The sequence below is a fragment of the Acinetobacter sp. YH12106 genome, assembly GCF_013418995.1.
GTDB classification, from domain to species: Bacteria; Pseudomonadota; Gammaproteobacteria; order Pseudomonadales; family Moraxellaceae; genus Acinetobacter; species Acinetobacter pseudolwoffii.
The window spans coordinates 89,339-108,466 of sequence record NZ_VPAV01000003.1 but is presented as its reverse complement, the minus strand read 5'-3'; the positions used below and the strand labels follow the sequence as shown (position 1 = coordinate 108,466).

The window sequence follows — 19,128 nt, the reverse complement described above, 5'->3', positions numbered from 1 at the left end:
TCTGCGATGAGTCGCGTTTTTTATCTTTGCATCATACGACGAGTTGCTCTGCATGCCAATTGTCTAAAGTTTGCATTTGGTTAAGCTGCCGCATCCACTATTTTTTTTGCTACAATAGATCCAATTTTTCATCTACTTTTGATCTGTTTAGACTATGACTGATTCAGCGCAAAATATCGCGACAACCTACGATCCGACCGAGATCGAGAAAAAATGGTACCAAACTTGGGAAGAGCGCGGCTACTTCAAGCCCTCTGAAAAAGGCGAATCATTCTGTATCATGATTCCGCCGCCAAACGTCACTGGTAACTTGCACATGGGTCATGGTTTTAACAATGCCATCATGGATGCATTGACCCGTTATAACCGTATGTCAGGTAAAAATACGCTTTGGCAACCGGGTACTGACCACGCCGGTATTGCCACCCAAATGGTGGTAGAACGTCAGCTTGGTGCAGAAGGCATTAGCCGTCATGACTTGGGCCGTGAAAAGTTCATCGAAAAAGTCTGGGAATGGAAAGAACAGTCTGGCGGTAATATTACCCGTCAAATCCGTCGTTTGGGTTCTTCTGTAGACTGGTCACGTGAACGCTTCACTATGGATGATGGTCTATCCAATGCGGTCAAAGAGGTATTTGTAAAACTGCATGAACAAGGTTTGATCTACCGTGGTAAACGCCTTGTTAACTGGGATCCAAAATTACAAACGGCGCTTTCTGACTTAGAAGTTGAGTCTGATAAAGAAGAAGCAGGTTCATTGTGGCATCTGAAATATTTCTTTGAAGATAAATCATTGCGCACGCACGATGGCAAAGATTATATCGTGGTCGCAACCACCCGTCCTGAAACCCTGCTCGGTGATACTGCCATTGCAGTTGCCCTGGATGATGAGCGTTATGCGCATCTTGTCGGCAAAAACATCATCCTGCCGATTACCGGTCGTAGCGTGGCAATTGTTAAAGATGAATATGTTGACAAAGAATTTGGTACAGGCTGTGTAAAAATCACCCCTGCGCATGATTTCAATGACTATGAAGTGGGTAAACGCTGCGAATTGCCAATCATCAACATCTTCAACAAAAATGCTGAAGTGTTGGCTGAGTTTGAATACATCGCGAAAGCGGGCGAGCAAATTTCTAAAACCATCCCTGCACCTGCGGAATATGTGGGCTTAGATCGTTTTGAAGCACGTAAAAAATTAGTTGAACAAGCTGAAGCTGAAGGCTGGTTAGAGCAAATCCAACCGTATACGCTTAAACCACCTCGCGGTGACCGTTCAGGGGTCATCGTTGAGCCGTTACTGACGGATCAATGGTATGTGAAAATTGCACCGCTTGCTGAGCCTGCAATTAAAGCGGTGAAAGATGGCGAGATTAAATTTGTACCTGAGCAATACAGCAACATGTACATGGCGTGGATGAACAACATCCAAGACTGGTGTATCTCGCGTCAATTGTGGTGGGGTCACCGCATTCCTGCTTGGTACGATGCGGAAGGCAATGTATATGTTGGCCGTGATGAAGCTGAAGTTCGGGCGAAAAACAACATCCCTGCCGATGTTCAATTAGACCAAGACGAAGACGTATTGGATACATGGTTCTCTTCAGGTCTTTGGACATTCTCAACTTTAGGTTGGACTGGCGACGAAGCGAAAGACAAAGCCAACTACTTCTTAAATACCTTCCACCCGACTGATGTGCTTGTCACTGGTTTTGACATCATCTTCTTCTGGGTGGCACGTATGATCATGCTGACCATGCACTTCATGAAGAATGAAGATGGTACGCCACAAGTGCCGTTTAAAACCGTGTACGTTCACGGTTTGGTACGTGATGGCGAAGGTCAGAAGATGTCTAAATCTAAGGGTAACGTACTTGATCCATTAGACTTGATTGATGGTGTGGATCTTGAAACCTTAGTACAAAAACGTACAACAGGTTTGATGAACCCGAAACAAGCAGCGAAGATTGAAAAATCAACCCGTAAAGAATTCCCTGAAGGTATTCAATCTTACGGTACAGACGCGGTTCGTTTCACCTTCTGTGCGCTTGCCAACACTGGTCGTGACATCAAGTTCGACATGAAACGTGTTGAAGGTTACCGTAATTTTGCCAACAAAATCTGGAACGCAACGCGTTTCGTGATGATGAATGTCGAAGGTCAAACGATTGGTTCAGAAGCACGTCAAGACCTTTGGGAATTGCCTGAACAGTGGATCGTGAGTCGTCTACAAAAAGCGGAACAAGCGGTGCAAACAGCATTTGCAACCTATCGTTTAGACTTGGCTGCACAAGCAATTTACGAGTTCATCTGGAATGAATACTGTGACTGGTATGTTGAATTAACCAAACCGGTTCTGAACGATGAAAATGTGTCTGAAGAGCGTAAAGCTGAAGTACGTCGTGTTCTTCTTGCAGTAATGGAAGCATCTCTACGTTTGGCTCATCCGTTAATGCCGTACTTGACTGAAGAAATCTGGCAAACGCTTGCACCTAAACTTGGCATTACTGGCGAAACCATCATGCTTGCGCAGTACCCTGTTGCTGATGAAGCGTTGATGAACGACCAAGCTGAAGCAGATATGCAATGGCTTCAAGGTTTGATTGGTGCGGTACGTAACATCCGTGGTGAAATGGGTCTAGGTAATGCGCGTTTATTACCAGTTCTTCTGCAAAACACCACCGAAGCTGAAAAAGCACAGATCACTCGTATTGAAGCATTGTTTAAAGCATTGGCGAAAGTAGAAAGCATCACCTTCTTGGCTGATGGCGAGCAACCACCATTGTCTTCTTCTTCTGTAGTGGGTCACGTATCTGTTTACGTTCCAATGAAGGGCTTGATTGACCCGAAAGCGGAATTGGGTCGTCTGCAAAAAGACTTAGACAAGGTTCAAAAACAGCATGATCAAATTGCTAATAAACTTTCGAATGAAGGTTTTGTGGCAAAAGCACCTGCGGCTGTGGTTGAAGGCGAGAAAGTAAAACTTGCTGAGTTTGCTGATCAGTTAGCGAAGATTAAAGCGAATATGGAGCAGATTGCGGCGCTTTAAGGTGTTGTTAGTTTGATCTAATTTATGTATAAAGGGCTGATTATTCAGCCCTTTATTATTAAATATGAAATTTGACGAAATTATTAGGGCGTGTCCTCATTTGAAAAATTGGTTTTAAATACTTAAAATCCTCCTTTAAGCTCTTTTGATTTCTATATTTTTTCAATGGCACGTACTCTTCTCACCGATGATATAGTCAAACCGCTTAATTACCCATACACTCGTTAAAGAAACGACTAAAAAGCTTATCTATTGAGTTAACCAACCATTTTTTCCTTTTTGCTTTCACCCATGCCCACATTTTTTCAATAGGATTAAGGTCAGGACTATAAGGTGGTAACCAAAGTATTTGATGCCCATGTTGGGCTAATAGATCTTGTATATCTTGTCGTTTATGGAAGGCTGCATTGTCCATGACAATTACACTATTCGAGGGTAATTCTGGTAATAAAAACTTATCTACCCAAAAATGAAATACATCTGAATTTACTTTGCTATCAAATAAGCCAACTGCAAATAACTTACCCTCATGGATTGCTCCTATTGCATTGGTTTGATTTTTTAATTGCCAATTATATGTTCCATAACAAGGAATTCCCTGTTTTGAATAACCATGAGGTCTATATTCATGAGATTTAAATCCACTTTCATCAAGATAGATGATCGGGTGTTGACACCTTAATCGGTTTAAATCTTTTAAATACTGCTCTCTGAGTTCTGTTTTTGCTTTCGGGTGCCGTAAGGTCTTTTTTTAACTGTAATATTTAGACGCTTGAGCGCATCTCCAATTGTAGAAGTACCACAACCAAAACGAGCAGCGCGTTCATATTGATAATCATCAGGATATTGCTCAACATCTGCACGTAAGGCATCATCATCAACTTTAGATGGTTTTCTTGGTCGAGTTCTTTTTATTTCGATTCGCTTTTTCCATTCGACAATTGTATTTTTATTAATTTCGAAGTGCTGAGCAACCGCTCGGATAGATTGACCTTCTTCAAGCTTGGCTAATATTTTCTTTCTAAAATGTATTGGATAACTCATATCAGTATTGTATTGGTTTTTTGGCGTGTGGACTATATCTGGCAGCAAATTCAAGATACTATGCGATTACACGGTTGTTACTGTTCAAAGAATAGTAGAAATATCATGGAAGCGATCTTATGGAAACTGCGTACAGGCGCCACATGGCGTGATATTCCCCAAGAATTTTGTCCTTGGCAAACTGCTTACAATCGCTTTAATCGTTGGGCAAGCAAGGGATTGTGGGATAAATTTTTTTTAGATTACGAGGGCTTTGTTGCACAAACCTATCTGTAAAGGCTTTTTCAGCGATATAATTTTCAAATGAAGAAGCCTACACACAAAATCTACCGCACAACCAATTGGCCCGCATATAACCGAGCACTCATGAGTCGCGGAAATATTGCCATTTGGTTTGATCCTGCTACGCAATGGTATGCGCCATCAAAAGGCAAACAAGGGCGAAATCAAACCTACTCCGACGCAGCCATCCAATGCTGCTTAATGATTAAATCCTTATTCCGTCTGTCTTTACGTATGGTCACTGGCTTTGTGCAAAGTCTGATTAAACTTTGCGGATTAAATTGGATAGCTCCAGATTACACCACGCTTTGTAGAAGACAAAAGCATATTGATATTGTAATCAGCTACCAAAAAAGTAGCGATGGGCTGCATCTACTCATGGACTCTACAGGCATGAAGTTTCTAGGTGAGGGCGAATGGAAACGCAAGAAACATGGACCTGAATATCGTCGCCAATGGCGTAAACTTCATATTGGTATAGATGCTAAAACCCTACAAATACGAGCAGTTCAGCTTACAACCAATAATGTCAGTGATTCACAGGTGCTTGGTGATTTACTTAATCAGATTCCACAAGATGAGCAGATTAACTCTGTTTATACCGATGGAGCTTATGACACCAAGCAATGCCGTCAGGTCATTGCAGATCGGCAAGGGCATGCGGTGATTCCACCTAGAAAAAATGCGAAACCATGGAAAGATACAAAGAGTAGCTCGCTAGAGCGAAATGAATTACTTCGAACAATTAAACGTTTAGGCAGGACACTATGGAAAAAATGGTCAGGCTATCATCGGCGAAGTTTGGTTGAAACTAAGATGCATTGCATCAAATTATTAGGAGATAAACTCAGTGCAAGGAGTTTTGATAGCCAAGTGAATGAGATCCATGCACGTGTAGCAGTCCTTAACAGATTTACGGAATTAGGTCGACCACTTACCCAAGTTACGCCTTAAATTTGGCTCAATTAGGGGCGCTTTGCATTTCAAATCTTTGTGCAACAAAGCCATGGAATTCCCTCTCCTCTCAGGAGAGGGTTAGGGAGAGGTGCTTTTATCCAATTAAAAAACCCTCTTCCCCCGCCTTCTCCCAAAGGGAGAAGGAGCTTTCATCCTTTATTCACTTGCAATTCAATGCACACTTGCCATAAGTGTTCTAAAACCACATCCGTCCGCCCCAACACATCATGATTCCAATACCTTACAACGGTTAAACCCAATGCCTCTAAAAACTTCGTCCGTTCATCATCATATTCCACAGCATCATCCGCTCCATGCTGACTACCATCCAACTCAATCACTAAACCAATTTCATGACAGTAAAAATCTACAATATACGGCACAATCACGTGCTGACGACGGAACTTCAGATTCATAAAACGCTTGGCACGGAGTATTTGCCACATCATATTTTCAGCATCGGTGGCGGTGTGGCGCATGGATTTGGCGAATATGAGTAGTTGGAGATCGGGTTTTTTGTTCATGTGGAATTTAATTTTTATTTTTGATGATTATAGCAAATTTCCCTCACTCCCTTGCGACTCAGAATATATTCTGAGGATGCTCATCTCCCAAAGGGAAAAATCTTAAAGCATCCCATGTCTTAAAAACATCTCCAAGCCACTCACCTTTTTGATATATCTCAAGCGTTCCTTTTCTACTTTAATCTGCTGCTTTATGGCCAAAGTATCTTCATCAATCTGCTTATACAGATCAGCAATTTGAACTTTCCCTTTCGTCTTTTTCACCGCAATTTTGGTTTTATGCGACCACACCAAAGTCTCAATTAACGCATCAATTTGAGCTTGTAATGTCTGACTCTGCGCATCTAACGCCAGTTGATAAAGCTTGATTTGCTCTGCAGTTAAACTCTTTTGTGAAGGATCTCGGTCTTGTTCAATCTGAAGCTGCATTTTCAATAAAGCAAATAAATCCTGCTTTTCATAAGCCTGATTGGCATGTTGCAACAACTCTGTCTTTTTTATTTTCTTGACATCATTCGCTTCACGGTCAGGATGAATGGCCGCCGCAATTTTTAAATACACGGTTTTCAATGACTGCTCTGCCATCGCTGCTGCCTGCGCCTGTTTTTCCTGCTGGCGTTTTAATCTGGCTTGCTCACGTACTTGTTGAAAATGTTCACTATCCCATTCTTCAAATACATCTGTGTCGGCCTGATCGAAACCATTTTGATCTTCGGAAAACTCTTCTGGTGCATTGGTCTTTTTCTGATTTTTTCTGAGTTGGACATGTTCATTGAGCTGCTGATAGTAACTATCAATTTCATTGACCTTATGCGCTTCCTGCACCGACATTGCCTGTGAATCTTTTAAGTAAGCCGCCAGGGATTGAATTTTTTCATCCAGTACGACGATCTCGGCCTTGGAAAATTCTGCCTCATGCAGATGCTGCCACAATTGTTCAAGCTGCTCGAACAAAACACCATGCAATTCATGATAGACCGGTATGAAATTTTGCTGTGTATATTGTCGAATCTCTTCTTCAGCCTGCTGCCACTGTGCCAGCTCAAGCTTCTGCTGTTCAATTCTATCAATCAGGCGATCCAGCTTTTTCTGCTGTGTCGAAAGCGCTGTGAATGGCTGAATCATGGTTTTTAAATTGAAAGACATGATATTCAAAATAAGCAGGACAGATTATTAAGTTTAACGGTTTTATGAGACAGGTGTATGCCAGTTATCGACACAAATATACACCTTATGCAAATAAATTTTGTTTAATATCAAACAATATAACAATAACTTAATTTGTCACTGTGCTGAAAGGAGATTCAGATGGCAACTCAGGCAGATTTAATCTTTAATCAGGAACTCGCTGCATGGGTACAAGCGCTAGGATCTGTGTTTGCAATTTTTGTCGCCATTAGTGTGCCCTTATATTTAAATCATTTGGCACAAAATCGTGATAATGCCTTACAAGACATGCAAAAACAAAAATTCTTTGTCACGATGCTGCCGACACTTTATCGTATTCGCCGTTATAGTGCTGACTTCATTGAACAAATGCAGTTACATCAGCAAAGTACTCAAAATATCTTACATACGCTAGAAACCGAATATCTGGAATTGATTCCGGTCTTTTCTAAAGAACTGCATATATTTGTACATAGTCAAATTTATGACCCAAACCTGAATCAATTGGCATTTGAACTGTTTCATTCCGAGGAAATTCTGCAACAACATTTATTACAGCCTAAAAACCAGAAACAGCTCAAGCATCAAGCTTTACTGACCCAACATAGCCAGTATATTCATGATGCGAGCCATCAGTTAATTAAACAGATTGAAAAGAGCCATCACCTACAACCTTAAATTGCCTTTTCAGGCCATCAATGTGTAGGCGAATGGCGCAAACAAAATGATTATTCCACAATGACACGACCATTTAATGGCTGTACCGGACGGTTATTCGGATGCCCCATTAATTTGAAAAATTCACCAATCTGTTTGGCTGAAGCCTGTTGGATCTCTTTTAAAATGAGCCAGCGCACACCCTCTGAACAAGGTGGGGTGGTCAGCGAGCCACTAAAGCGATAATAATCCAGATTTTTAGGCAGCAACTGATTGACAGGCTGTGGTGTCTTTAACACGACTTTTTCACCCTGCTTTTTCGGCAAACGTTTCCACATCTGTTTTAGCATCTGGCTGTCCTGCCCCTGCTCAAACATCATGCCAACCACTGCCAGCTCACCATCAGCATTGGCATGGACAAAATGAATCTCTAAAGGATAACTTTTACCTTGAATCAGGTTCTCACTCGGACTATGCAAATGGAACTGTTTCAGCTCAAAACGCTCCCCATCCAGCTCCAGCTCACCACCTTCGGCAAAGTCCACCTGAATGGTATGACCTTTATTTTCAATGGCGTGAATCATGGTGTTATAACTAAATTTCAGCGGTTCCAGTTGTGCTTTTACCGTCCGCTCAATATTAATTGGTGACTGATTCGCACCATCACAGGCAGTATATTTCTGGCTTAAATTCGACCATTGTTCAGGCTGCATATAGCCCCAATTGGCATCTGCATAGCCTGCCGTACTCAAACCAAGCACTGTTAAAAATGTGAATATTTTTTTCACAATAATTTTCCCTATTAGAACCGTAATCAATAATTTTTCATTTAGAAAACAAATTTTTAGGCTTATGACTGCCTCATTTTTCAGAGCACAAACTACAGATTTTTACTTAATTTGGGTGATTCATTTACAAATTTCCAAACACCCAAGCCGACAATAAGCTGCTTAATCAAAATTTATTAATTATATTTCAATGAGATAATTATTCTAATCCATCAAAAAAAATACTTAAAAAATGTGATTTTACTCACAATCAGAATGGTGAATATTTATGCAATATTTACATGAAACTTCTATCTTATTTTCGATAATCCCGGTAATAAAATAATGATTAAGATCGTTTTATTTTTTAATAATCTATTGCCTATTCATAAACTTACACAAACACAGCAGTAAATAAACCGGCTGGATTGCTAGACTCGGTGCAACGTATAAAATAGGAGCCGCCGAATGGATTGGGCCTCGATCTTTATTCAGGATACAACTTGGGCATTTGCATCAGAGATTTTGCTGCGTTGTATGTTGATGTACATCATGATTATCCTGTTTTTACGCCTGACTGGAAAACGTGGTGTACGGCAACTTTCGATCTTTGAAGTTGCGATCATTCTCGCCCTGGGCTCAATTGCCGGTGACCCGATGTTTACCGAAGATATCCCCCTGATTCAGGCAGTTCTGGTAATGTCGGTGATTATCCTGATGTATCGCCTGACCACTTGGCTGATGATGAAATACCAATGGTTTGAAGACCTACTGGAAGGCAAACCGATTTATATTGTGGAAGATGGCCTGCTGGTCATTGAGGAAATTAAAAAAGGCAAAATGTCACATGATGAATTCTTTGCCGAAATGCGCCAGCAAGGCGTAGAACATCTGGGTCAGGTGCGTACCGGTTTACTGGAAACAGACGGTAAATTCAGTGTGTTATATTTTACCGATGATCAGGTGAAATACGGCTTGCCACTATTTCCTAAAACCTGTTCGATCGTGGAGCAGGTGAAAGCAGACCGTTTATATGCCTGTATTTATTGCGGTCAGGTTCAAAACCTCTCTACAGCTGCACAACAATGTCCTCGCTGCAAATCAGCACAGTGGGCTGAAGCGATTAATTGTTTACGCATCACTTGAATTAAAGCTGATTCAGCCGTTGTAAATGCGTAAAAATTTCAGGTAGCTGCTGAATTTTATATTGAATTTCTTCGGCATCAGGATGAAAACCCTGCATCCACAAGGCATGCATGCCGGCACTCTTAGCTCCCTGTATATCATTCACCGGATGATCGCCAAGATATAAACAATATTCAGGCAGGACATCCAGGCGCGCTGCTGTAATCTGGAAAATTTCTGGTTGGGGTTTGCTGAAGCCGACTAATCCCGAACTGATGATTTCATCAAAATAACCGGCAATCCCCAAACCCCGAATGGTATTTAAACGGGTGTCGTGTCCACCATTGGAAACAATCGCCAGTTGATAGCCTTGGGATTTCAACTGCTCGAGTACCTGCTTGGCATCCGGCACTTCTACAGCGCAGCGACCAAACTGGCTAAACCAGAACTGTGCCAGCTCATCTATGCTGGGTGGATTTAACCAGGATAGCTCCTGTAATAATGCATAAGCTGCCGAAGCCCCGATGCTGCCATGCGTTAGCAATTCCTTTTTAGGATAACCGCCATTATCGATGCGTCTTACAATCTCGATAATTTTTTCTGGTTCGACCTGTGCAAATGCAGACGCATAATATTCTGCCAGATAGCAGCTATAAGCTTGGGCCGTTAGATCACGATGGGTCAAGGTGTTGTCGAGGTCAAATAATACAGCTTGAATAGGCATAATTTTCAAAACGAAATGCTGAAACTTTCATTCATGGTAACAGCCCGAAACTTATTAGATCAGACATAAAATTGCTAAGTTTTGTTGTTTTAAGCATAAAAAAAGCGATGCCGAAGCACCGCTTTTAGCTTGTTATAAAATTAGAACTTGTATTCTAGACCTGTGCCAAGTACAGGCTGTTTAGTCTCTAATGAACCTTGTTCAAGCGTTAGATAACCAGCATAACCATATGCTTTGACTTGTTTAGAGAAAGCATAGTCTGCACCAACAAGAATTTGTTGAGCTTCAAAATCTGCTTTAGCAGTAGTGAATTCAGTGGTACTTTGACTATATTGACCTTTTACTGTCCAAGCTTTTGCATTTGGAAGGTTGTATTCCGCACCAATTAACCAAGCGTGTTGATCATCAATCAATGCAGCAGCAGCGTCATTACCTGCAACGGCTTCAACTTCGGAAGTTTGATAAAGTGCTTTAAGTGCTAAACTATTATCGAGGTTGATACGGCCGATTGCACGAATTGTATTTGCTGCTGCAAATGCACTGCCTGCCGCTCCTCCTGTAACTTCTGGAGCAGAAGCATTTACAAAGCCACGACCCGCAAAGTTTGATGGGATTGCTTTATCGTAACCAATACCTGCAATCACTTTTTTATTGTCATACACTACAGAAGCAGAGAAAGCATCGCCTAAACCACGTCCAGCAACTTTTGAAGCACCCTTGCCTTTAGCAATACCGCTTGCTTCACCTGTCGCAAGAAGAGCAGTTGCCTTAAGATCACCATTGGCAACTTTAAATGCTGGAGTTTCATAAACTACGACATTATCAATACGGTTTTCACCAGTAAGAATCCCGCCTATATCTGCTTTGTTGTCCACATAGTTATTAAAGGTGTCGACTACAGATGATAGCTGTTTAACTGGAGTATCAATTTTACCCACTTTAATTGCACCTAATTGTGCATCTTTTAAGCCCACAAAAAGATTACGTGGAACAAAAGTATCTGAATCCTCTGCACCATCATCTACATTAATCGTAAATTCAGCTTGGTAAAGTGCATTTAAACGATCTGTTAATTTTTCTTCACCTTTTAAGCCCACAAATGAACTGTTCGAATTCAGTTCTACGACATCACGGTCACCATTCACATTATCTTCAGGTAAGTAATCTGCAGATACGTCAATCTCACCATAGAATGTTGGTGCTGCGAAAGTAGTCCCCGCCACAAGGCTGAATGCGATTGCTGTTGCTAACTTAGTTTTCATTAAAATATTCCCTGTTTAAAATTTATGTTTAAATCAAATTGAAACAAATGTTACAACGTGGAAACATATTACAGAATTATTAAATAAGTATTTAGATATTCTTTTTAATACTTTAGGTTAATATTTAATCAAACCATTGATTGTGTATAAGTTTTAGACTTTTTCTTGAGTTCCCGTCCATCTGAATATGGGAATCAAGCAAAAAATTGCCACGATCACGATGAGATTCAGATAGTCCTGATAGCCTAAAGCATCTCCCAAAATACCACTCAGGCTATACAATCCCCCACTTACCGTGGCCATGAGTGCCACCTGAAAGGTAAAATCTGTCCCTGCCAGATGTTTACGGCTGTATTGCATGACCAAGGTCAACATGACCACCAGAAGCATGGCAGAAATCATATCTTCAGCGGCATTGATCAGATAAATGATCCAATTTTCTACTTTGTTTTGGGTTTCATACTGGGCAGCCAGCCAGGCGTAAGCCATCACGCTGAATATTTTTAAAATCGAGAAAATAATCAAACTCCGGCGGCGAGAGCAGTATTTCAGGCACCAGCCAGCCAGCCCGGCTCCCATCAGGGCAGCCAAGGCGCCGAGCATGGTGACATACAGACCAATCTGGCTAAAACTCAGTCCGAGATCCACCATTAAGGGTTTTAACAAAGGCCCGGATAAACCATCGGCGATTTTAAAGGTCAGTAAAACTAGTAGCCACCTAGCCAAGGCCGAATCTGACCAGAAGTATCGAAAATAGGTTTTGATATTGCGGAGTGCAGGCTGTACGGTCGCTTGCATGCTGATTTTTGCGTGCTCAGGTTCTTTGTAAAATAAAATGGGTAAAGTATTCAAAAAGACCAGAGCCGCCAATAAGAGAAAGGTCGCTTGCCATTGCAGTAGATCCAGCAACCATAATATTGCCCCACCACCGACAATGAAACCCAAACGTGATCCAATCACCTGAAAGGTATTGCCCCAGTGCTGCTGTTCATTTTTCAGAATATTGACTGCCAGTGCATCGGTGGCAATATCCTGTGTCGCCCCCACCCCATTCATAAATAATAACGCAATCTCTGTACACGACAAATTTCACAGAACCCTTATCCTATCAGGATTCTGCTTTCTTAAAATTGCCAAAATTTCCTTAAACTCTTCTTTTTTCCCAAAACCAATTAAACGCTGAATCGCCATTTGAACATAGTCTAAACCATAGCGAAATAAACTCATTGAGAGTCGTCCATGCTTCTTTATTTTTATCGCTTTTTTTTGATTATGTTGCCATTCACCCGTTAAGTAACACCAACAGAAGCTTATAGCTAACACCGCAATCAATTTTTTCACTCGTCTAGGGTCTGTCAAGCGCGTATTTTCAAGATTAAACCCGCGTCCTTTGAGACAACTGAATAAGGTTTCAATTTCCCAGCGTAATGCATAATCCTGAATAGCATTGGCATTAAACTGAGGAGAAACGACGAGTAAAAGCTCTCCATTTTCTAACTGTAGTGCACTTATATATAGTTTCACCCGACCAACCAAAATCCGTCGTTTACGACATTCAATTTGACCAACTTTAAGATGGCGAAATAAATCACTAATTTTATGATTCTTTCCTAAATGATTGGTGACAATGAAGTTTTTTTAACACGAATGCAGAAGTTGATGTCTTGTTCAATTAACCATGTAAACCACTGCTCACCGATAAACTCTCTGTCTGCGAACACATTCACAATACGGTCTTTACCAAAAATGGCTATAAAGCGTTGAATCAAAGCAATACGCTCTTTCGTATCTGAATTTCCACGTTTATTAAGCAATGTCCAAAGGATAGGTATCGCTATTCCACGATAAACGATTGCGAGCATCAGGATATTAATATTTCGTTTTCCCCATTTCCAATTGGTTCTATCTAAAGTCAGTTGCACTTGGTCGAATGAAAACATATTGAAAATCAACTGAGAAATTTGACGATAATCAAAATACTGACCTGCAAAGAAGCGCTGCATACGTCGATAAAATGATTGTGGTAAACACTTGATGGGCAAGGCTTTAGATGCAGAAGAAAGATTACATGTTTGCTTTAAAATAATCACAAGCATGATGAGCGCAAAGCACTTTAAATGTGACTTGTTCCATTTTAGAGATTTGTTTAAGATAAGATATAACTCATTGAGATGTGTCATAGTATTCGTCGTTAGAAAACAATTATTGTGACATTATTTCAATGAGTTATCTATTTTTGTCGTGTACAGAGTAACGCAATAAAAAAGGCCAATAGATAAACCGGCTGATCTAAAGCCTGAATGGGCAAAAAGGACAAGGCGATCAGCACTGCCACCGAGAGCAATTGCAGCGGAATAATCCAGCTTCGATAATGCCCTGTGGCTTGAGAGCCATAACGATCGACCAATGGCGCCCAAAACACCTTGATTGACCAAGGCAGCATGAGCAGGCCAAAACCACCGATCTGTGCCAGCGACACTCCTTCTGCCCGTAAGATCACCGGCAAAGCATGAGTCATAAATCCGACCGGCAATCCTTGCGCCCAATACAGGGAAAACAACACAATGTAAGTATTCCGCATATTCGGCATGCTGGGTCCTTAATAGGCAAAAGAAGCAGAAATCATTCAACAAGCTGGACATTTTGCCAATGAAAAAACCAAAGTAAAAGCCTAATATCATTAAAAATAAAGAAAAATATGTGTCAGGAAGAGACTTTAAGCATGACCAAAAAGCACTTTCCAGAATTACCTCCCTTGGTGCCCAGTCGAGGCAATCGACTCAGCCGTTATTTTTTAAACGGATCTTTTTAGTGCAGGGGTGGCAGCTTGAAGGTGAGTTTCCCAATTTACCAAAAGCCGTTGCGATTATTTCTCCACATACGTCCAATATTGATGCCTGGCATGGTTTTATTGCACTCTTAGCTATCGGGTTAAAGGTCACTATTTTTGGTAAAAACAGCCTGTTCCATACCCCATTAAAGCCCTTACTTGAATGGGTTGGGGTGATTCCGGTGGTTCGGGATAGTCCACAAGGTCATACTCAGCAGATCGTGGAAATCATCAAGCGAAAACCCCAGATTTGGGTCGGTATGGCACCCGAAGGTTCACGTAAAGCGCCAGAAAAAATCCGCAGTGGTTTTTATCATATTGCCGATCAGGCCGGCCTGCCTATTGTCATGCTGGCTTTTGATTATGATATTAAAACCATTCATATTCTGGGTGTCTATCAGCCGACGGGCGATTATGAACATGATCTGGTGCAGATTTATGCACATTATCAAGGCAAGATTTCGGCAAAAAATCCGGACTGGATTGCCCGGCCTTTACAAAAGCTGTTGAAAAAAGACTAGGCAAAATCCTGTTTTTTTGCTCTGATAGCCTATATTTTGATGATTTAGTGATCATTTCCTACAATGAAATTAGCGTCTTATGCTCTGATTGGCTGTCTTGGCCTCAGTCTGGCTGCATGTGATAAAGCCAGTAAAACCACACCGACTCCTACACCACTTCAGGCCCGCGAACCCGTGATTGCAATTGCACTTGGCGGCGGCGGTGCGAAAGGCTTCGCCCATATTGGCGTGATTAAGGTACTGGAGTCACACGGCATTAAACCGAAAATTGTCACAGGCACAAGTGCCGGCAGTTTTGTCGGCAGTCTATATGCCAGCGGCAAATCACCGTATCAGTTGCAGCAAATTGCCTTGAACTTTAAGGAATCGGACATCCGTGATTTAACCTTAAATCGGCAAGGGATTATTGCCGGACAAAAGTTACAGGATTTCGTCAACAAAAATGTGGCAAATAAACCGATTGAACAGTTCCCGATACGGTTTGCTGCGGTGGCGACCCGCCTGGATACGGGACGCAAGGCAGACTTTATTAAAGGCAATGCCGGACAGGCGGTGCGCGCTTCTTGCAGTATTCCCAATGTATTTGTCCCGGCCACCATTGGCGGGCTGAAATATATTGATGGTGGACTGGTCAGCCCGATTCCAGTCAAAACTGCCAAGGATATGGGTGCCGATCTGGTCATTGCTGTCGATATTTCTGCCCGTCCGGATGCTAGTAAAGCCCTGAATATGTGGGGTGTGCTGGATCAAACCCTGAATATTATGGGACAGCAAAGTATTCATGAAGAACTCAGTCAGGCCAATGTAGTAATCCAGCCTAAAGTTGGCCATATTGGCACCCTGGATTTAAAGGCCAGCAATCAAACCATTCTGGAGGGTGAAAAAGCAGCACAGTTAAAAATCCGGGCCATCCAGAAAATGATTACTGATTTCAAACAGTCCCCTGCTGCATTTAAAGCACCACGTGCTGCGAAATTCTAAGGTACGAATTTTTTATATTCATCTGCTGCCGCATCTGCTACATTGAAGATCAATCATATAAAGATGATGATTAATTAAATACTTAGCGATATAGGTCACGATATGGAATTAGTTCTTGAACCTTGGCACTGGTTTGTATTAGGCATCCTTCTGATTCTGTCGGAATTACTGCTGCCCGCATTTGCTGCCCTGTGGTTCGGGATCGGTGCCATCATGGTTGGCGTCCTGTACTGGATGTTCCCGATGATGGGACTGACCACCCAGCTCCTGACCTGGATCGTTCTTTCTGTTCTGTGTACGCTGCTCTGGTTCAAGTTTATCAAGCCACTTTCCATTGACAAGACCAAAGCCGGTCTATCGCGTGAAGCGACCATTGGTCAGGTGGGCATGGTGATTCAGACTAATCTGGATCATGGGCAAATCCGGGTGCGCTTTCCGATGCCAGTTTTAGGTTCGGATGAATGGGAATGCCGAACTCTAGACCCTGTTCAGGTCGGAGACCGCGTTCGCGTCGTGGATATTCTGGGTAATGACCTGGTCGTACAACCTCACAGCACGAATTATCAAAATCAATAAGGTGAATAAGATATGTCTGGTGGAACTATAATTGTTATCGCATTTTTGGCCTTTGTGGCGATTACAATTTTTAAAGGGGTACGTATTGTCCCGCAAGGTTATAAATGGATCGCACAACGCTTGGGCAAATACCATACGACGCTGAATCCGGGTCTGAATTTTGTCATTCCGTATATTGATGAAGTGGCTTATAAAGTCACCACCAAAGATATTGTGCTGGATATTCCTTCACAGGAAGTGATTACCCGTGATAATGCCGTGTTACTCATGAATGCGGTGGCCTATATCAACCTGACCACACCTGAAAAAGCGGTCTACGGCATTGAAAACTATTCTTGGGCAATTCAAAACCTGGTACAAACCTCATTACGTTCGATTGTCGGTGAAATGGATCTGGATGATGCACTATCATCACGTGATCATATTAAAGCACGTTTAAAATCCAGTATTTCCGATGATATCTCGGACTGGGGTATCACGCTTAAAACCGTTGAAATTCAGGATATTAAACCTTCAGTCACCATGCAAACCGCGATGGAAGAACAGGCCGCTGCTGAACGTCAACGTCGTGCGACCGTGACCAAAGCTGATGGTGAAAAACAGGCTGCCATTCTGGAAGCGGATGGTCGTCTGGAAGCATCGCGCCGTGATGCAGAAGCACAGGTGGTTCTGGCTGAATCTTCACAACGTGCGATTGATATGGTGACTTCGGCAATTGGTAGTAATGAGATTCCGGTTGCCTATTTACTCGGTGAGCAATATATCAAGGCCATGCAAGATATGGCCAAATCACCGAATGCCAAAACGGTGGTCTTGCCTGCAGACGTGCTGAACACGATTCGAGGCGTGATGGGTCGTCCGCCTCAGTAAAAATTTTCATTTTCAAATCCATAGGCAGCGTATTCGCTGCCTATTTTTCGTTTAAACACGAAAATCTCAGCAAAGATTTGGAATTTATGCTTAAATTTCGCGTTATTTTTTGAAATCCTTTGGGCTTTGATGCCAGATCTGTGTTTCGCCACAGCATTTATCATCAACATAAGTCCTTATTCGATTACTGTCCAACTCGAAAATGGATACCGTATGAGCTCCCTAAATCCAACGTTAATTACCTTTCTTTTTTATATTGTCGCCATGGTGGTGATCGGCCTGATGGCTTATCGTGCGACCACAAACTTTTCCGATTACATTTTAGGGGGCCGTCGTTTAGGTAGTTTTGTTACTGCACTTTCCGCTGGGGCTTCCGATATGAGTGGCTGGCTGCTGATGGGCCTGCCCGGTGCAATTTATCTTTCCGGTTTGTCGGAAATGTGGATTGCCATTGGCCTGATTATTGGTGCCTGGTTAAACTGGTTGCTGGTGGCTGGCCGCTTACGGGTACATACGGAAGTTCAGCACAATGCCCTGACCCTTCCAGATTATTTTTCCAATCGTTTTAACGACCAGAATAAAATTTTACGTATTGTATCGGCTTTTGTGATTCTGATTTTCTTTGCGATTTACTGTGCCTCAGGCATGGTAGCAGGTGCGCGCCTGTTCGAAAGCATGTTTGAAATGTCCTACACGACGGCGCTCTGGATTAGTGCCATTGCCACCATCAGTTATGTATTTATTGGCGGTTTTCTGGCAGTCAGCTGGACCGATACCATTCAGGCCGGCCTGATGATCTTTGCGCTGTTGCTCACGCCAATTGTGACGCTGTTGACCTTCTCTGATATGTCTCAGGTCACTCTGGCGCTTGAAGCGGCACGTCCACAGGCCATGAATCTGGTCGGTGATTTAAGTACGGTGGCCATCCTGTCGCTACTGGCATGGGGCTTGGGTTATTTTGGTCAGCCACATATTCTGGTGCGCTTTATGGCGGCAGATTCAGTCAAGTCAATTCCAAATGCACGCCGTATTGGTATGACCTGGATGATCCTGAGCTTAGCTGGTGCCGTGGCTGCCGGTTTCTTTGGTATTGCTTATTTCCAGCAACATCCGGAACTGGCCAGTGTGGTGAATGCCAATCCTGAAACTGTATTTATGGAATTGACCAAAATTCTGTTCAACCCATGGATTGCCGGTATTGTCCTGGCTGCGATTTTGGCTGCGGTAATGAGTACTTTAAGCTGTCAGCTTCTGGTCTGCTCAAGTACGCTGACAGAGGATTTTTATAAATCCTTCCTGCGCAAAAATGCATCTCAAAAAGAACTGGTTTGGGTTGGCCGTTTTATGGTGCTGCTGATTGCCCTGCTGGCAATCTGGATGGCGGGTAATCCTGAATCGAAAGTGCTGGGTCTGGTCGCTTATGCCTGGGCCGGTTTTGGTGCTGCATTTGGCCCGCTGATCATTCTGTCCCTGTTCTGGAAACGCATGACTTTGAATGGTGCCTTGGCAGGTATGATTATGGGTGCAGTGATGGTGATTTTATGGAAAAACCTGTTCGCAGCAACAGGTGTCTATGAAATTATCCCGGGCTTTATCTGCTCATTCATTGCCATCATTGTAGTGAGCTTGATGGGTAAAGTACCTACGGCTGAAATTACCGATCGTTTTGAACAGGCTGAACGTCTGTATAACGAAACCAAATAAAATTAACGATCAAAAAAAGCGGACTTTAAAGTCCGCTTTTTTAATACCTGAACAATCACTCAAAATAAAAACAATGAACAGATTCAAG

General features: G+C 42.4%; 15 protein-coding genes and 5 pseudogenes. 10 read left to right on the top strand and 10 right to left on the bottom strand.

The genetic code is table 11. The features are described 5' to 3' along the window. Nucleotides 1–154: 154 nt before the first annotated feature. The gene (locus FTU45_RS04470; RefSeq protein ID WP_180076012.1) at nucleotides 155–3,049 is read left to right on the top strand and encodes a valine--tRNA ligase; all 2,895 of its coding nucleotides are present in this window, start codon (nucleotides 155–157) and stop codon (nucleotides 3,047–3,049) included. Nucleotides 3,050–3,254: 205 nt separating this feature from the next. On the opposite strand, the pseudogene FTU45_RS04465 reads toward FTU45_RS04470, so the two are convergent. Both FTU45_RS04465 and FTU45_RS04460 read right to left on the bottom strand, forming a co-directional pair. Beyond that, nucleotides 3,255–3,728, bottom strand: a pseudogene (locus FTU45_RS04465) (IS630 family transposase); the annotation flags it as partial. Between the two features lie 17 nt (nucleotides 3,729–3,745). Beyond that, nucleotides 3,746–4,093, bottom strand: coding sequence for an IS630 transposase-related protein (locus tag FTU45_RS04460; protein ID WP_005093620.1), 348 nt, complete (start codon nucleotides 4,091–4,093; stop codon nucleotides 3,746–3,748). Between FTU45_RS04460 and FTU45_RS04455 the strand changes: the two are divergent. Both FTU45_RS04455 and FTU45_RS04450 read left to right on the top strand, forming a co-directional pair. Then, nucleotides 4,076–4,336 (top strand): annotated as a pseudogene (locus tag FTU45_RS04455) (transposase); the annotation flags it as partial. The gene FTU45_RS04460 and the pseudogene FTU45_RS04455 sit on opposite strands and share 18 nt — an antisense overlap. Nucleotides 4,337–4,396: 60 nt before the next feature. Further along, nucleotides 4,397–5,329, top strand: coding sequence for an IS5-like element ISAba12 family transposase (locus FTU45_RS04450; RefSeq protein ID WP_074384144.1), 933 nt, complete (start codon nucleotides 4,397–4,399; stop codon nucleotides 5,327–5,329). Nucleotides 5,330–5,481: 152 nt separating this feature from the next. Here FTU45_RS04450 and FTU45_RS04445 read toward each other — a convergent pair whose 3' ends face one another. Further along, nucleotides 5,482–5,856, bottom strand: coding sequence for an endonuclease domain-containing protein (locus tag FTU45_RS04445; RefSeq protein WP_180076010.1), 375 nt, complete (start codon nucleotides 5,854–5,856; stop codon nucleotides 5,482–5,484). 102 nt (nucleotides 5,857–5,958) lie between these two features. Continuing rightward, nucleotides 5,959–7,002 (bottom strand): molecular chaperone DnaJ, encoded by a 1,044-nt coding sequence (locus FTU45_RS04440; RefSeq protein ID WP_180076009.1) that lies wholly within the window; start codon nucleotides 7,000–7,002, stop codon nucleotides 5,959–5,961. A gap of 162 nt (nucleotides 7,003–7,164) precedes the next feature. Between FTU45_RS04440 and FTU45_RS04435 the strand changes: the two genes are divergently transcribed. Beyond that, nucleotides 7,165–7,701, top strand: coding sequence for a hypothetical protein (locus FTU45_RS04435; protein WP_100357276.1), 537 nt, complete (start codon nucleotides 7,165–7,167; stop codon nucleotides 7,699–7,701). A gap of 50 nt (nucleotides 7,702–7,751) precedes the next feature. Here the strand turns inward: FTU45_RS04435 and FTU45_RS04430 are convergent, their stop codons facing one another. Next, nucleotides 7,752–8,468 carry a carbonic anhydrase family protein gene (locus tag FTU45_RS04430; RefSeq protein WP_180076008.1) on the bottom strand — a complete coding sequence of 239 codons (717 nt, stop codon included), beginning with the start codon at nucleotides 8,466–8,468 and terminating at the stop codon, nucleotides 7,752–7,754. Nucleotides 8,469–8,915: 447 nt separating this feature from the next. Between FTU45_RS04430 and FTU45_RS04425 the strand changes: the two genes are divergently transcribed. Beyond that, on the top strand, nucleotides 8,916–9,593 hold the full coding sequence (locus FTU45_RS04425; protein ID WP_180076007.1) for a DUF421 domain-containing protein: 678 nt from the start codon (nucleotides 8,916–8,918) through the stop codon (nucleotides 9,591–9,593). 1 nt (nucleotide 9,594) lies between these two features. Here FTU45_RS04425 and FTU45_RS04420 read toward each other — a convergent pair whose 3' ends face one another. From FTU45_RS04420 to FTU45_RS04400, 5 genes and pseudogenes are all read right to left on the bottom strand, one after another. Then, on the bottom strand, nucleotides 9,595–10,296 hold the full coding sequence (locus tag FTU45_RS04420; protein WP_180076006.1) for an HAD family hydrolase: 702 nt from the start codon (nucleotides 10,294–10,296) through the stop codon (nucleotides 9,595–9,597). A 140-nt stretch (nucleotides 10,297–10,436) separates the two neighbouring features. Beyond that, nucleotides 10,437–11,558: a porin gene (locus tag FTU45_RS04415; protein WP_180076005.1), complete on the bottom strand. Its 1,122-nt coding sequence runs from the start codon at nucleotides 11,556–11,558 to the stop codon at nucleotides 10,437–10,439. Nucleotides 11,559–11,711: 153 nt separating this feature from the next. After that, nucleotides 11,712–12,629: pseudogene (locus tag FTU45_RS04410) on the bottom strand (MFS transporter); the annotation flags it as partial. A gap of 18 nt (nucleotides 12,630–12,647) precedes the next feature. Then, a protein-coding gene (locus FTU45_RS04405; protein WP_085940648.1) for an IS4-like element ISAba1 family transposase occupies nucleotides 12,648–13,738 on the bottom strand; the annotation gives its coding sequence in 2 pieces (ribosomal slippage) (nucleotides 12,648–13,198 and nucleotides 13,198–13,738; 1,092 coding nt in all). Nucleotides 13,739–13,806: 68 nt separating this feature from the next. Then, nucleotides 13,807–14,139 (bottom strand): annotated as a pseudogene (locus tag FTU45_RS04400) (MFS transporter); the annotation flags it as partial. A 141-nt stretch (nucleotides 14,140–14,280) separates the two neighbouring features. On the opposite strand from FTU45_RS04400, the pseudogene FTU45_RS04395 reads away from it, so the two are divergent. The 5 genes and pseudogenes from FTU45_RS04395 to putP all read left to right on the top strand — a co-directional run bounded on the left by FTU45_RS04395 (nucleotide 14,281) and on the right by putP (nucleotide 19,040). Beyond that, nucleotides 14,281–14,909: pseudogene (locus FTU45_RS04395) on the top strand (1-acyl-sn-glycerol-3-phosphate acyltransferase). 63 nt (nucleotides 14,910–14,972) lie between these two features. Further along, the gene (locus tag FTU45_RS04390; RefSeq protein ID WP_180076004.1) at nucleotides 14,973–15,890 is read left to right on the top strand and encodes a patatin-like phospholipase family protein; all 918 of its coding nucleotides are present in this window, start codon (nucleotides 14,973–14,975) and stop codon (nucleotides 15,888–15,890) included. Nucleotides 15,891–15,992: 102 nt separating this feature from the next. Next, nucleotides 15,993–16,466: an NfeD family protein gene (locus FTU45_RS04385; protein WP_005104688.1), complete on the top strand. Its 474-nt coding sequence runs from the start codon at nucleotides 15,993–15,995 to the stop codon at nucleotides 16,464–16,466. Between the two features lie 12 nt (nucleotides 16,467–16,478). Then, nucleotides 16,479–17,336: an SPFH domain-containing protein gene (locus tag FTU45_RS04380; RefSeq protein WP_005096199.1), complete on the top strand. Its 858-nt coding sequence runs from the start codon at nucleotides 16,479–16,481 to the stop codon at nucleotides 17,334–17,336. Between the two features lie 213 nt (nucleotides 17,337–17,549). Beyond that, nucleotides 17,550–19,040 (top strand): sodium/proline symporter PutP, encoded by a 1,491-nt coding sequence (gene putP, locus FTU45_RS04375; protein WP_180076003.1) that lies wholly within the window; start codon nucleotides 17,550–17,552, stop codon nucleotides 19,038–19,040. The last annotated feature ends 88 nt before the right edge of the window (nucleotides 19,041–19,128 follow it).

What these genes read in the sequence shown, in the direction of transcription:
- FTU45_RS04420 (WP_180076006.1), bottom strand. Translation starts at nt 10,296, where the DNA reads ATGCCTATTCAAGCTGTATTATTTGACCTCGACAACACCTTGACCCAT.
- FTU45_RS04470 (WP_180076012.1), top strand. Translation starts at nt 155, where the DNA reads ATGACTGATTCAGCGCAAAATATCGCGACAACCTACGATCCGACCGAG.
- FTU45_RS04435 (WP_100357276.1), top strand. Translation starts at nt 7,165, where the DNA reads ATGGCAACTCAGGCAGATTTAATCTTTAATCAGGAACTCGCTGCATGG.
- FTU45_RS04460 (WP_005093620.1), bottom strand. Translation starts at nt 4,093, where the DNA reads ATGAGTTATCCAATACATTTTAGAAAGAAAATATTAGCCAAGCTTGAA.
- FTU45_RS04425 (WP_180076007.1), top strand. Translation starts at nt 8,916, where the DNA reads ATGGATTGGGCCTCGATCTTTATTCAGGATACAACTTGGGCATTTGCA.
- FTU45_RS04385 (WP_005104688.1), top strand. Translation starts at nt 15,993, where the DNA reads ATGGAATTAGTTCTTGAACCTTGGCACTGGTTTGTATTAGGCATCCTT.
- FTU45_RS04415 (WP_180076005.1), bottom strand. Translation starts at nt 11,558, where the DNA reads ATGAAAACTAAGTTAGCAACAGCAATCGCATTCAGCCTTGTGGCGGGG.
- putP (WP_180076003.1), top strand. Translation starts at nt 17,550, where the DNA reads ATGAGCTCCCTAAATCCAACGTTAATTACCTTTCTTTTTTATATTGTC.
- FTU45_RS04445 (WP_180076010.1), bottom strand. Translation starts at nt 5,856, where the DNA reads ATGAACAAAAAACCCGATCTCCAACTACTCATATTCGCCAAATCCATG.
- FTU45_RS04390 (WP_180076004.1), top strand. Translation starts at nt 14,973, where the DNA reads ATGAAATTAGCGTCTTATGCTCTGATTGGCTGTCTTGGCCTCAGTCTG.
- FTU45_RS04380 (WP_005096199.1), top strand. Translation starts at nt 16,479, where the DNA reads ATGTCTGGTGGAACTATAATTGTTATCGCATTTTTGGCCTTTGTGGCG.
- FTU45_RS04450 (WP_074384144.1), top strand. Translation starts at nt 4,397, where the DNA reads ATGAAGAAGCCTACACACAAAATCTACCGCACAACCAATTGGCCCGCA.
- FTU45_RS04440 (WP_180076009.1), bottom strand. Translation starts at nt 7,002, where the DNA reads ATGTCTTTCAATTTAAAAACCATGATTCAGCCATTCACAGCGCTTTCG.